Origin of the sequence: Streptomyces sp. NPDC016309, assembly GCF_043077235.1 — a bacterium.
Classification (GTDB): Bacteria; Actinomycetota; Actinomycetes; order Streptomycetales; family Streptomycetaceae; genus Streptomyces.
Map to the genome: position 1 here is coordinate 575,936 of NZ_JBIBSG010000002.1, position 12,376 is coordinate 588,311.

14 protein-coding genes and 1 pseudogene are annotated in these 12,376 nt (G+C 68.8%); 10 read left to right on the forward strand and 5 right to left on the reverse strand.

What is annotated here, in order from left to right:
* Nucleotides 1–643: 643 nt before the first annotated feature.
* The gene (locus ACF068_RS07310) at nucleotides 644–1,396 is read left to right on the forward strand and encodes an ASCH domain-containing protein (protein ID WP_392273175.1); all 753 of its coding nucleotides are present in this window, start codon (nucleotides 644–646) and stop codon (nucleotides 1,394–1,396) included.
* A gap of 48 nt (nucleotides 1,397–1,444) precedes the next feature.
* Here the strand turns inward: ACF068_RS07310 and ACF068_RS07315 are convergent, their stop codons facing one another.
* Both ACF068_RS07315 and ACF068_RS07320 read right to left on the reverse strand, forming a co-directional pair.
* On the reverse strand, nucleotides 1,445–2,302 hold the full coding sequence (locus ACF068_RS07315) for a hypothetical protein (protein ID WP_392273176.1): 858 nt from the start codon (nucleotides 2,300–2,302) through the stop codon (nucleotides 1,445–1,447).
* Entirely contained in the window at nucleotides 2,299–2,865 is a 567-nt protein-coding gene (locus ACF068_RS07320) for a SigE family RNA polymerase sigma factor (protein WP_392273177.1), read from the reverse strand. The genes ACF068_RS07315 and ACF068_RS07320 overlap by 4 nt, the downstream gene beginning before the upstream one ends.
* 479 nt (nucleotides 2,866–3,344) lie before the next feature.
* Between ACF068_RS07320 and ACF068_RS07325 the strand changes: the two genes are divergently transcribed.
* The 3 genes from ACF068_RS07325 to ACF068_RS07335 all read left to right on the forward strand — a co-directional run bounded on the left by ACF068_RS07325 (nucleotide 3,345) and on the right by ACF068_RS07335 (nucleotide 6,536).
* A complete protein-coding gene (locus ACF068_RS07325; RefSeq protein WP_392273178.1) occupies nucleotides 3,345–4,688 on the forward strand; it encodes a polysaccharide lyase family 1 protein in 1,344 nt (447 codons plus the stop codon).
* A gap of 1,064 nt (nucleotides 4,689–5,752) precedes the next feature.
* Nucleotides 5,753–6,079: a MerR family transcriptional regulator gene (locus ACF068_RS07330; RefSeq protein WP_392273179.1), complete on the forward strand. Its 327-nt coding sequence runs from the start codon at nucleotides 5,753–5,755 to the stop codon at nucleotides 6,077–6,079.
* 133 nt (nucleotides 6,080–6,212) lie between these two features.
* Nucleotides 6,213–6,536 (forward strand): hypothetical protein, encoded by a 324-nt coding sequence (locus tag ACF068_RS07335; RefSeq protein WP_392273180.1) that lies wholly within the window; start codon nucleotides 6,213–6,215, stop codon nucleotides 6,534–6,536.
* Nucleotide 6,537: 1 nt separating this feature from the next.
* Here the strand turns inward: ACF068_RS07335 and ACF068_RS07340 are convergent.
* A pseudogene (locus ACF068_RS07340) lies at nucleotides 6,538–6,687 on the reverse strand (IS630 family transposase); the annotation flags it as partial.
* A 102-nt stretch (nucleotides 6,688–6,789) separates the two neighbouring features.
* On the opposite strand from ACF068_RS07340, the gene ACF068_RS07345 reads away from it, so the two are divergent.
* Together ACF068_RS07345 and ACF068_RS07350 are read left to right on the forward strand one after the other, a co-directional pair.
* Nucleotides 6,790–7,557, forward strand: a complete 768-nt coding sequence (locus ACF068_RS07345; protein WP_392273181.1) for an N-acetyltransferase — start codon at nucleotides 6,790–6,792, stop codon at nucleotides 7,555–7,557.
* A 73-nt stretch (nucleotides 7,558–7,630) separates the two neighbouring features.
* The gene (locus ACF068_RS07350) at nucleotides 7,631–7,999 is read left to right on the forward strand and encodes a hypothetical protein (RefSeq protein WP_392273182.1); all 369 of its coding nucleotides are present in this window, start codon (nucleotides 7,631–7,633) and stop codon (nucleotides 7,997–7,999) included.
* Between the two features lie 446 nt (nucleotides 8,000–8,445).
* Here ACF068_RS07350 and ACF068_RS07355 read toward each other — a convergent pair whose 3' ends face one another.
* Complete coding sequence (locus ACF068_RS07355; RefSeq protein ID WP_392273183.1) at nucleotides 8,446–9,072, reverse strand: NADPH-dependent F420 reductase; 627 nt, start codon at nucleotides 9,070–9,072, stop codon at nucleotides 8,446–8,448.
* Nucleotides 9,073–9,168: 96 nt separating this feature from the next.
* On the opposite strand from ACF068_RS07355, the gene ACF068_RS07360 reads away from it, so the two are divergent.
* The 3 genes from ACF068_RS07360 to ACF068_RS07370 all read left to right on the forward strand — a co-directional run bounded on the left by ACF068_RS07360 (nucleotide 9,169) and on the right by ACF068_RS07370 (nucleotide 11,220).
* Nucleotides 9,169–9,537 carry a winged helix-turn-helix transcriptional regulator gene (locus tag ACF068_RS07360; protein WP_392273184.1) on the forward strand — a complete coding sequence of 123 codons (369 nt, stop codon included), beginning with the start codon at nucleotides 9,169–9,171 and terminating at the stop codon, nucleotides 9,535–9,537.
* Nucleotides 9,538–10,274: 737 nt separating this feature from the next.
* Nucleotides 10,275–10,898, forward strand: coding sequence for a hypothetical protein (locus ACF068_RS07365; RefSeq protein ID WP_392273185.1), 624 nt, complete (start codon nucleotides 10,275–10,277; stop codon nucleotides 10,896–10,898).
* Between the two features lie 124 nt (nucleotides 10,899–11,022).
* Nucleotides 11,023–11,220 (forward strand): hypothetical protein, encoded by a 198-nt coding sequence (locus tag ACF068_RS07370; protein ID WP_392273186.1) that lies wholly within the window; start codon nucleotides 11,023–11,025, stop codon nucleotides 11,218–11,220.
* Between the two features lie 151 nt (nucleotides 11,221–11,371).
* On the opposite strand, the gene ACF068_RS07375 is transcribed toward ACF068_RS07370, so the two are convergent.
* Nucleotides 11,372–11,731: a hypothetical protein gene (locus ACF068_RS07375; RefSeq protein WP_392273187.1), complete on the reverse strand. Its 360-nt coding sequence runs from the start codon at nucleotides 11,729–11,731 to the stop codon at nucleotides 11,372–11,374.
* Between the two features lie 46 nt (nucleotides 11,732–11,777).
* On the opposite strand from ACF068_RS07375, the gene ACF068_RS07380 reads away from it, so the two are divergent.
* The gene (locus ACF068_RS07380) at nucleotides 11,778–12,107 is read left to right on the forward strand and encodes a deoxyxylulose-5-phosphate synthase (protein WP_392273188.1); all 330 of its coding nucleotides are present in this window, start codon (nucleotides 11,778–11,780) and stop codon (nucleotides 12,105–12,107) included.
* Nucleotides 12,108–12,376 lie beyond the last annotated feature (269 nt).

Sequence of the window (12,376 nt, forward strand, 5' to 3'; positions counted from 1 at the left end):
GCAGGTCGCAGAACCAGCGCAGCACCGTCTCGCTGTGGGCGACGGTCGACGGGGCATAGCCGGGCCCAGGCCTCGCTTTCCCGGTCAACGGTACTGGGCGACAACCGCACTTGTGCCCTGAAGTGCACATGCAACATGGTCCGTTCAATCAGTGGGGCGTCCGTTGTTCGATGCTCCGTCCCGGCGCGGGGAAGGCGCCGGCCTTCAAGTCAGCCATGATGGGACAAAGGCCAAGCTCGCCCAGCTCGACGGCCGCTCCGCCGCCCCCTCGGCATGCCCAACATCAGCCGCGTGGTCGGGTGAATCGTCACCGGTCCGGAACCCTCAGCAGACGATGACTGACGCAGCGAACCCAGGCTCGGCTCATCGCCAGCCCGGGTTGTCGGTGGGCACGAACTCTCCGAAGAGTGACTCGTACTCATCCCCGGACTCAGTGACTACCAGGTGGTCCGGTTCCGTCCTCATCACCGCACTCCTCAGCCCACGGGACCACCCTCGGGGCCCAGTCAAGGCAAGCCGAAATCCCGTGGAGCCCACTTGCGCGGAGTGGAATGCTCTTCGGCGACCGCTGACGGAAGGGAAAGCTGAAAACGTGTACGTACCGTCATCTGCACGAGCGCTCGATGATGACGAGCGTGAGCTCGTGGAGCTGGCACGCCGCACCATAGAAGCGCATACCGACGCAGGGCCCGACGAGGACGGGATCCACACGATGGGCGCCGCGGTCATGGCCGCCGACTACCGGATGTTTGCCGGCGTGAACCTCTACCATTTCACCGGCGGACCCTGCGCCGAACTCGTGGCTCTGGGAGCCGCACGAGCCCAGGGCGCCCGCCAGATGCGCTGCATCGTTGCCGTGGGAAACCACGGGCGCGGGGTCATCGGCCCGTGCGGGCGCGATCGGCAGGTCTTTGTGGACTACTACCCCACCATGCGCGTCATCGTGCCCACTCCCGCGGGGCCCAGGTCGGTTCTCGCCGCTGACCTGATGCCGCTGACTCAGCGATGGGCCCCGGAAGGCATGAGTGGTCTCGACCCATCGCTCTACCAGGACCCCGAGACGGCCGGCCCCCCGATCATTCGGTTCAACCCCCGTTACCTCGAAGGCGTCCGCTCCGGCACCAAGACCAAAACCACCCGCTTCCGGGACCCGGCCCAGCTCGGGCCGGCACGGCTGGTGTTCGAGAGCGACCCCGAGGTGGTCCTGCCGGCAGAGGTGACCGGCATCAGGCATTGCCCGGTCAGCGACCTCACCAATCAGGACGCCCAAGCCGAGGGACTCACGACCGCAAACGAACTCCGGGAAGTCCTCAAAGACCACTACCCAGACCTGGCGGAAGCCGACGAAGTCGACGTAATCACCTTCCGGATCAACGGCAAGACAGGCGCTGCTTAGACCGCGGAGGCATCAACGACGACTGGGCAAGTTGCCGCGTTTTCGTCCTCAGTCGTCGTGCCGGGCGAAGTCGCCCGAGACGGCGAGCTGTTCGCTCCGCGTCCGGGCGGTGGCCGCGTAGCGGTCGTCCCGGGCGTCCCGGCCGCCGCGGGCGTGTGTGTACTGCCCGGCGAACACCCACTGGCCGGCCGGGACCGTACGACCCTCCTTCAGCCTCCAGGTGTGGACGAGGTAGCCGTCCTTCTCGGCGATCGTCAGTGTGAAGTCGGCCTCGGGCAGCGACCGCCAGGCACCGGTGGAGGTGACCCCGCCGGTCTGGGCGATCCGCAACTCGACGGTCAGCGCGGTCAGTTCTTCGCGCGTCTTGAGGGTGACGTTGCTCTGTGCCCAGAGGTCGTTGCTGTGCGGGTCCACGGAGCCGTCCGACCACAGCGGCCCGTCCTGCTCACCGGCGGCGGGCGCGCCGGCATCGGGCGTACGCGACGGGGAGGCGCTCGGCTCGCGGGTCGCGCTCGGCACGGGGTCCGCGGGCGCCGGATCCACCGGCGTCGGGTCCATCGGCGAGGGTGTCCGGCGCGTCGCGTCCGTCGACGGGGTGGGCGTGGAGGTGGAGGTGCGGGCGGGCGTCGGTGGGACCGCGACCGTCTGCTGCTCAGGCTCCTCCTTCGCCACGGAGGCCACGCCGTAGCCGCCGGCGGCGAGGATCCCCGCGACCGCCGCGGTGACGCCCACCGCGCGCACCCAGCCGAACCGGGGAGGGCGGGCCGCTCGGGAGCGGGGCAGGTTCTCCTGCGCCATGCCGCGTTCGAGCCGTGCCAGGATCCGCGCGCGGTCGGGCCGGTGCGCCCCGGCCGCCTCGTGCAGCCGGGCGCGCAGTTCGTCGTGCACGTCCCGCCGCATGGTCATCGGTCCCTTCCTCCGGCAGCCCCGGTACGCGCCATCGCCGTGTGTACCTTACGCGGAGCGTGCTGCGTGCCGAGCAGCCGCTGCAGCTCGGCCATCCCCTTCGACGTCTGGCTCTTCACCGTACCGACCGACACGCCCAGGGCCAGCGCGGTGTCCTTCTCGGACAGGTCGAACGCATGACGCAGCACAACACACGCCCGCTTCCGGAACGGAAGCCTGCGCAGCGCCTCTTGTACGTCGACCACCCCGGCCACGTCCGGATTCTCCGTCTTCTCCTCCCGCTGCGCCCAGAACAGCGCGATACGCCGCCGCTCGCGCACCGCGCTGCGTATCCGCGTCCGGGCCAGATTGGCGACCACGCCCCGGGCATACGCCACCGGATACTCGCTCGCCCGCACCCGGTCCCAGCGGTGCCACAGCGCGAGCAGCGCATCCGCGGCCAGGTCGTCGGCGGCATCGGCCTCGCCGGTCAACAGGTGCGCGAGCCGGGCCAATTCTGCGTAGTGCCGCTCGAAGAAGGCATGGAACTCCACGGAGGCGGCGTCATCGACAACTGTGGCCACGGGCGATGTCTCCTCGCAGCGACCTCGGGGCCCCGGAACCGGGCGCCTGTGCGTGTCATGTGTGCGACATATGAATGTCCGGACGAGATCCGCAAGAGTAGCAGTGAGCAAGCGCTTGGTCTGCAACCCCTGCTACCTGACGGCACTCCTGGTTTCGATCGGGCGGGCAGAGGTGCCGGCACGGATGGGCAGGGGGCGCCCGCGGCCGTCAAGGCGATCGGCTGCATCGAGGCGCGCTCGGACCGGGAACGTGGACGGCGTCTTGGACACGCATACAAAGACAGAGATAGCTACCTTCGGTGACCCCCACCTGCTTCATCGGGTCTCTGGGTGGCGGGGTGTGAACCCACGACCTCTTCGTCCCGAATGAGGTTCTTGCTGACCTGGCCCGTAAAAAGATCCCCGCACGCGGCAACCATTCACGGGTCGGCGGCCACTGACAGGGCGTAACCCCGTTCCTCCCCCTGTAAGGAAGCCCCGTGGCTGCTCGCTCCCACCGCCGGTCCCTCCGCTCCCGTCGTGCTGCCGTCATCGGCGCGGCCGTCGTGGCCGCTGGCGTCGGCGCTGGTGTCGTCGTGATGAACGCCAATGCCGGGACCGTCGACCTGTACCACCAGACGCTCACCGCGGGAGACGGCTGGGCGTCCTCCGGTACGGGGACCACTGGTGGCACGAAGGCCGACGCCGCCCACACCTTCACCGTCTCCACCCGTGCGCAGCTCGTGAAGGCGCTGGGCTCGGCCTCCGACACCACGCCCCGCATCATCAAGATCAATGGCATGATCGACGCCAATACCGATGACAGCGGAAAGAAGCTGACCTGCGCCGACTACGCCCTCGGTACCGGCTACTCCCTGTCGGCCTACCTCAAGGCCTACGACCCGGCCACCTACGGCCGCTCGAAGCTGCCCTCCGGCGCCCAGGAGAAGGCACGCGCCGCCGCCCAGGCCAAGCAGGGCAAGAACATCGTCTTCAAGGTCCCCGCCAACACGACGATGGTGGGTGTCCCTGGCACGAACGCGGGCCTCAGCGGGGCCATGCTCCAGATTCAGAACGTGGACAACGTCATCGTCCGCAACCTGACCTTCGCCGCCACTGAGGACTGCTTCCCGCAGTGGGACCCGACCGACGGCGACGACGGCAACTGGAACTCCAACTACGACTCGGTGTCCCTGCGCGGCGCGACCCACGTGTGGGCGGACCACAACACGTTCACCGACGCGCCGCACTTCGACAGCGCCAACCCGAAGTACTTCGGACGCGAGTACCAGATCCACGACGGCGCCCTCGACATCACCAAGGGGTCCGACCTGGTGACCGTCTCGCGCAACCAGTTCACCAACCACGACAAGACGATGCTGATCGGCAGCAGCGACTCCGACAGCGTCGGCAGGCTGCGCGTGTCCATCCACCACAATGTGTGGAAGGGCATCATGCAGCGCGCCCCGCTGGCCCGCATCGGTCAGATCCACATCTACAACAATTACTACGACGTCACGCCCCTCAACGGGTACACGCCGCAGTACAGCATCAACTCCCGTGCCAAGGCTCAGGTCGTCGCGGAGAACAACTACTGGAAGCTGCCGTCCGGCGCGAAGGCCGCCAAGCTCCTCAGCGGTGACGGCACCGGCTCCGTCAAGGGCTCCGGCAACCTCGTCAACGGCACGGTGACCGACCTCGTCGCCGCCTACAACGCCGCCTCGTCCAAGGACCTGAAGACCACGGTCAACTGGACCCCGACCCTCACGACGGGCCTGGAGGCCCCGGCGAGCCACCTGCCGACGTCGCTGGCGACGACGACGGGGGCGGGCGTGCTCAAGTAGCACCCGAGACACGCGAAGGCCGGGACACCACGAGCCCGGCCCTCGCGTACCCATGCTGCGCGGTCCGCCGCGCCACGGACTGTGCGGGGCCCGGGATGCTTCCCGGGCCCCGCACGGCGTGTGCCGCGACAGTCCACAGGCCGCTTCACCCACGCCGCATGCTCTTGTTCTCGGTGGCAAGAAGCCGGCGGAGATGGTCCACGAGCGGCGCCGGCCGCTACCTGTGGTGCTTCCACGGCTTCGGCCGACCACTGCTCGAGTGAGATTACCTCTCTGCCGGACACGCGAAAATCTATGTCGGCCAGAGTAGACATTGAGCAGTGGTGTGGATATGTTTCTCCCGTAACCCAGAAGGACCGCAGGGCCCGGCAGAGACGAACTGCCGGGCAGTAGTATCCGCAGTTGCAGGACGGTGCGGTGGTGGAGTTCCGAAGCCAGGGTGGTTGCAGGACGGCGACGGGACTGACGACCGGACCGGGCGGCCCGCAGTGATCAGGGGCCGCCACCGTAGGGGCAGTACCCAGCAGTGAAGTCAGTGAGCGGTACCCCGGTGAAGGCGTCGGCTGCGGACGCGCGCACCGGGAGGTTCGGCAGTGGGGTTCTAAGCCAGAGCAGACGCAGGACGGGCAACGGGGCTGGCTGCCGAAGAGTGGCGCTGTCACAGGTCACTTGAGCGGTTCGCATCACCAGCAGTACGCACCAGAGCAGTACCCGCAGGAGAAAGTTCCCGTTTGGTAGGTAGTTGATCACCGAGGGAAGAACGGAGGAACGAAGCGCCATCAGGATCGCCCGGGCGGAAGTGTTGAACCCGGGTACCGCAGGACATCGATAGTGAGGTGGTCTCCGGTCAAGCAACCGCGATCCCCGCACCCCCGACGGCAGCCAGGTCGAGTGGGCGGACACAGAAGGCCGGCGCAGTATCAGGGCCGGCAGATGGTGTAGTTCCTTCGGGGCCCTGGTGCCGTACGGCACCAGGGCCCCTCCATGCGTTCCGCAGAGAGGTGCAGAGGACAGCAGACGATTCGTGCGGCCGTCTCGACGACGATGACTGTCCCGCCTGCACCATGCGCCGGGCCGCCGACATGCTCCGCACCACCCCCGCCTTCCTCCGCGCCCTCGGCGAAGCCCGCCTCATCACCCCGCTCCGCTCCGAAGGCGGCCGCCGCCGCTACTCCCGCTACCGACCGCGCATCGCCGCCCGCGCTCGGGAACTCGTCGACCAGGGCACTCCCATCGAGGCCGCGTGCCGCATCGTCATCCTGGAGGACCAGCTCGAAGAGGCCCAGCGCATCAACGCCGCGTACCCCCGCGCCGCCGAATCCGACGGCCGCGGCCTGAGAGCGCGCGTCCGCCACCGGCGGGCCCTGCGCACATCAGGGTTCCTGGGGTGACAGGGTGCGCGGCGTGTAACGTCCGGGCATCGGGAACAGCCGGCGGACAAGGGGCGGAGGCGACCCGCTGTGACCGCATACGTTCACCGGCTTGGGTGTCGGTGGCTCGGTTGGGCCTGGGTACCCTCGGCTCGTGGAAGATCGCGAGGAGTATGTGAGGTATCGGCAGGATCGGGCCGTGCTGGCATCGATCGGGGCTCATCTTGATCCCCAGATCAGTCGGATCAGCGTGCGGTTGCCTCGGTCCGTGGCTGAGTCGGCAGTCGCTGCCTGGGAACGCGAGGAGCTGGGCGGGATCGGCGAGGAGAGCCGCGAAGAGTACGAACTGCGTGACGATGCTGCCGAGCTGGCTTTCATCGGCCTGGCAATCTCCTCGCGCGGCGTGTGGGACGGCGAGGAGGTCGTCGTCGACCTGGATGTCGTCCAGATCGCGGCGGCGTTGCGGGCTGCGCGGTAGATCAGGCTGCAGCGGCGGGGGATCGTCCTCCCCAGCGGATGCCTCTCTCGCTGTGGATTCGGGCGCGTTCGCGTCGCTGGGCGGCGAGGACGTCGGGGTGGCGGGCGTTCTTGTCGCGCCAGCGCGGGTAGGCGTGAAGGGCTCTGGTCCGGGCGGGTGGCTCGGATCGTTCTCAACGCGACCCAGGTGTGGTCGATGCCCTTGGGGTAAAGCCACTGGCCAGCAGGGCTGTTCCCGTGGCAGTGTCCCGGTCGTGACAGAGATAGACAGCATTGTGATCACCACTCTTGCCGAGCGTCCGTCGTTGTTCTCCCGTATGTATGAGATCGCTGAGACGTGGCCGGCGTTCATACCGCACGATCCGGTAGGGGAAGCGTTGCTGGGCCGGGTGGCGGAGGACTTCCCTCGGTACTGCGTGGTGGCAACGGATGGTTACCGTGTCGTCGCCCGCGGGTTGAGCGTGCCGTTCAACGCAGAGCTTGACGGCCGTGAGGAGATGCCGGACAAGGGCTGGGATCAGGTACTCGTCTGGGCGTTCCGTGACCAGCGCCATGGGCACTCACCGACAACGGCCAGTGCCTTGGAGATCACGGTGGACACCGAATATCTCGGCCGTGGTCTGTCCTACCGCATGCTGGCCGCGCTGCAGGACGCCGTCGGCCGGCAGGGCCACAACGTGCTGTTGGCCCCGGTCCGTCCCACAGCCAAGCACCACGAACCGCGAGTCGCCATGAGCGACTACATTCGGCGACAGGGCGACGACGGATTTCCGATCGACCCCTGGCTCCGAGTACACGTCAAGGCCGGTGGCAGCATCGAGAAGATCGCCCCGGCATCGATGACGGTCAGCGGCTCACTGTCCCAGTGGCGTCAGTGGACTGGCCTGCCCTTCAACAGCAGCGGTGACATCGAAGTACCAGGCGCTCTCGTCCCGGTGCACTGCGACACCGCACATGACCAAGCGGTCTATGTCGAGCCCAATGTGTGGATTCGGCACAAGGTGAAGCCGCCCACTCCTTGACCACACCGTTCGACGAGACAAACCACTGGCCCAGCGGTTGACTTCGAGGCTCGTCAGGACGAGCAGGGCGCGCATGAGCTGGGCGGTGCGGGCCGCCGGCCTCGGAGCGGTGGCGGACCTGGGCTTTCGCGGTCCGGACAAGGACGTACTCGACCCTGTGATCGTCACCGGCTCCATGCTGGCCGCACTCACAAGCTCGCCACCGGCGAAAAAATCGCCAACCGCGTCCTGGCCGTCGGACGGGCACCGGTACGAGCACGGCCTCGCCCATCTCAAGAACTGGCGGACGCTCACCGAGCTACGCACCTATCCTGCCCGCAGGTGGGTCAGGACGTGGTCGTGGCGGGCGGCGGTGTTGTCGTGGGTGCGGCCGCGCTGGGCGGCGGATATCCACATCAGCCGGCTTCTCTCGTCGGTCAGGGCGAGGAAGTGCAGGCCGTGATGTGGCGTTTGCCGGAGTAGTGGCGTCGGTCGGACTTCCCTCGGCCTGGCGGCTCGGCTCCTCGCCCTCCAGCACGCGCCCCGCTCGCTGAGCTCCGGCCGGACGGGTACGGCGTCGGTCACGGACAAACCCGCCCGGTCAGGGGGCAGTCAAGGCGAGAACGGACATCCGTCAGCGGTGGCTGTCAGACCGCGATCAAGGGGTGGCTCCTCACGGTGGCTCCGGCCCGGGCGCAGATCCGCGCGCGGGCCGGACGACCGCCGACCCGGCCCGCGGGCCGGAGGAAGCCGAGGACCACCGTGCCCGCCCAGAGCGCGCCCGACCCCGCCCACGGGAGGTCGAGCTCGCAGGTGCGGCCGAGGGTCTCTCGGCAGGCGGAAGCTGCCGACCGGGCTCAAGCTGCTGGTTCGCGCCTGGCATCCCACGATCGGAGACCTGGCACCCCATCAGCCCCGCGCGTGCTCCACGAGTGGCAGCACCGTGCGCGGGTCACCGCCCGCGAACCACACCCCGATCACGAACGCGGCGGTGGCTTCCACGTAACCAGCCCGGTCCAGGCCACCCGCGTCGAGCGGGATCGCGCCCAAGTCCGTCACCAGCGTGCGCACCAGGTCCAGGGCGCCCGCGTCCTCCCCGCACAGCGGTACCGCCAGGCCGTCCGCGTACCGGGCCCACACCTCTGCCGCACACACGTTGAACGCCTTGACCACGTGCGCGTCCGGCGCCGCGTCCGCGATCAGGCGGGCCGCGGACGGGCCGCCGCCGGTGGTGAGCATGAGCCCGCCCGGCCCTTGCACGATCGGGTTCGAGCAATCGATCACGGCCCGCCCCGCGAGCGTATCGGCCAGCGACGCGACCACGTCGAGCATCACGGCGTGCGGAAGGGCGGCGAGCACCACGTCCCCGTGGGCTGCCGCCTCGGCGAACGTGCCCGCACGGGCACCGAGCCGGGCCGCGAGGTCCCTCGCCTTGCCCGCGTCGCGCGCTCCGACGACGATGTCGTGTCCCGCCTTCGCCCAGCCCGCGCCAAGGGCCTCGGCCATGGCGCCCGCACCCACAATTCCGATCCGCATATCGATCCCCTTTGCTTGACCTGCCGCTTCGTTCCAGTGAATCTAGGCCGGCCGAAAGGAACCGTTCGGTTCCCGCCGGGGGACCATACTCGGGGGATGGGGAACAACGGTGAGTACCTGGCGGACTGTCGGGCGCGTGTGGGCTTCGACTTGTTGACCAATCGGTGGAACAGCGTGGTGCTGTTCGCGCTCGCGGACGGCCCGATGCGGCCCGGGCGACTGCGCGCGGCCATCGGCGGAATCAGCGCCAAGGTGCTCAACGAGACGCTGCGCCGCCTTGAATACGACGGGCTCGTCATACGGCGCGCCTACGCGGAGGCGCCCCCGCGCGTCGAGTACGAACTGACCGACCTGGGCCACAGCTTCATGGTCCCGATCCGCGCGATGGGCGCGTGGTCGGCGGAACATGGGCACCTCGTCCTGGAGGCGCAGGATCGCGCCGACGAGGCGTCAGCCACGGCGTAACGTATCGCCTGTCGCTGACCGCCCCCGCAGGATCGGTCACTCCTTCCCGTGCTCGTCGCTTTAGCCGTGCCGTCGTGCTGACCGCCTCCGAGCGCCACCGGCCGAAGAAGATGGCCTACAGCCACAAGACCGCACATCGGGCTCGGCAGGCGGGCAACCATCGTCCGCTCGACGAGCGCCCGCAGCCCGGTGACGCTCAGGAGCGTTTGAGGTCCGGGTCCTGGCGCAGCTGGGCTTGACGCTGCTGCCCCTCTCGCCGGGTCCGCGCTACCCCGAGCGCGCGGACTCCGGCGACGTCAACGGCCATTGGGCGAAGCCAGCGCTACCCCCAACCGGCAGGGCGCTGACCGCGGCGCGGGCTCCCCCCAGCACGCGGGGCCGCCACCCGAGGCCGCACCGCCCGAGCTGGGGGTGAAGACCCCGGTGTTCTTCATCGCCCTTGACGCCCTGCAGATCGACGGCATCGAGCTGCTGGCCCTGCCCTACGCCCAGCGCCGCAGGCGCCTGTAAGTCCTCTTCGCCATCCGCCCACTGACCGCACCATGGACGCTGTACCCGATGAGCACCGGGTCGGCCAGAGCCGGGAGTGGCTGGAGGACTGGACGGACGTCTCCGGCGTCGAGGGCCTGGTCGTGAAGAAGATGGACCAGCGCTACTAGGCTGTGCGCCGGTCGGCCCCGGGCGCGGGGTCCAAGGGGGTGGGGAACACGATGTCCGTAGAACGTCATATAGCGGGGATGCTCCAACAGATCGCCCGTCAGCAGGACGTTGTCGAGATCGCCCCCCAGGGCTCCGCGCCGAAGGCGGCCGCCCTGGCGCACGTGGCGGAGCAGTACGGCTACACGTACGGCATGGCGTACAGGACCGGGTTCAAGAACTCGCTGGTCCAGGTCCGGATGTACCGGGACCCGCGGCCCGACGCGCGCGTCCGCGAGGCGGCCACCATCGCCGCCCATCCGCGGGCGGGCAACGGCGGGACAGTGCCGGGGCTGAAGCAGGGCTCGCTGAAGCCGCTGCCCGAAGCGGCCGCTGCCGTGGCCGTGCTGAAGGACCTCGTCACCTTCGACGTCATGGCCCTGTACATAGCCGACCGTAGGCAGAAGGTGATGTGCTACCTCGCCTGCGTAGTCCTGGCGGGCCTTCTACTCATCGACAAGTCGCCGGTCGAAGCGGTCGCCTCCGGCGGGGCGGTCGCGCTGCTCTGCACCGTGGCGTTCAAGGTGGGCGCGATACGCCGCGGGAAGATCGCACAGCGGCTGACGGACGCCGGGTTCCTCGCGGTGCGCGACGAACAGGGCGCCCAGCGGTTCCTGCGCCCGGGGCAACAGTTGCCCGGCCACACCAACCCGTTCGCCGCCTGAGACCCTGGCCTGCGGCGCAGGCAGGACTGGAACACCGCGCTGCGCCTGGCTCAGGCCCTTCTCCGTGCGGCCGACTGGAACTTCGAGCGGCCCACCGCGGTGGTTCGACGCCTTTGACCTGACCGTGGGCCTGGTCATCGACCCCGACCTCCGCCGGTACGAGTGGAAGGACGTGGACGAGTACGCGCACGTGCGGCGGCTGGGCGTCATCACCGACACCGACCCCAAGGCCGTGAACGCCGCTCGCGACCAGGCCGTTGCGACGCTTGAGGAACTCTCCGGCCCCTTCGCCGATGCCGTCGCCTGGACGACCTGGCGGTGAAAGCCGGGCTGGCCCACCCCACGCCTCTCCGCGGCCGACGACGGCCGCCGCAGAAAGGGTGCACCGAAAGAGCAGCGGCCCAGGTCGGACCTGGCGGCCTGCTTCGCCAGCGCGGCGAGCGGGAAGCGCCGGCCTTCTCCACCGCGCGCAGCTACTCCCAGTCGACCACAAGGTGTGCGGGGATGACCGCGTCGACGGACGCCGTGATGTACAGGGCGACGTCGACTGCTCCGGCCCGGCTGGTGCCGAAGCCGACCTCGATCGACCGCGGGGAGCGGACCCAGCCGAGCCGCACCGTCCAGTCGAACTCGGCCCTGCACACCCCGAGGCGGGCGGCTGCCTGCTCGGGTTCGAGCGGGGTACCGGCGGCGAACAGGTCCGCCGACCATCCGTCCTTGCTGATGTCCTTGCTGCCTGGGACCGTGCGCCTGGGCGATGAGGGGGCCGAGCGGCGTGGCGAACTGCTGGCCCAGCAATGAGGGTCTGTCTCTTCGATCTTGCTGAGTGTCACGGAAATCTGGTCGAGTTCATCCCGGTCGGACCGTACCCTGACCCGCATGGCCCACGCGAAGACCTCCTACGTCTGCCTGCCCTGTCGGGCCTCCTACAAGCAGCCTTACCTCGGTGACCACGACCGGATCTGTCCGCGCTGCGCCAAGCCGTTGATCCATGCGGGTTCCGCCTTTGCAACGCCGCGGCGGCGCGACACTGCTGCCTGGCGGACCCTGTCGGTACTTTTGAATGCCGGTGTCCGTTTCCACAAGAGTTGCTGTGGCGGCCCTGGCTATCGTCCGCGCACACTCAGCGAGGTGCGCGAGCGAATGGCATTCGCGCGCAAGACCGGTGAGCCGTTCGCGCGTGCACTGGTGCGCCGCGAACTGCCGTAGCCCTTGGCTCAGCAGAGCAGCCATGCCTGTTGTGAAACCACACATCGACGACTGGTTGCTCGCTGAGGCCCTGGTCGACGTCGCAGAGAGAGCTGCCTGTACTGCGAGGGTCCCATGCCATCCCTCCTCCACGAGAACCGAGACGAGCTGGTTCAGCACTTCGGTCGTGAAGGGCCGCGGCGATTCGGGGTCGGGCGGCAGTCAGACCCCGGGAAGCGGATCGGAGCGTCGGAACCCCGAGAAGCGATGGGAGGGGGCGAACTACGCCT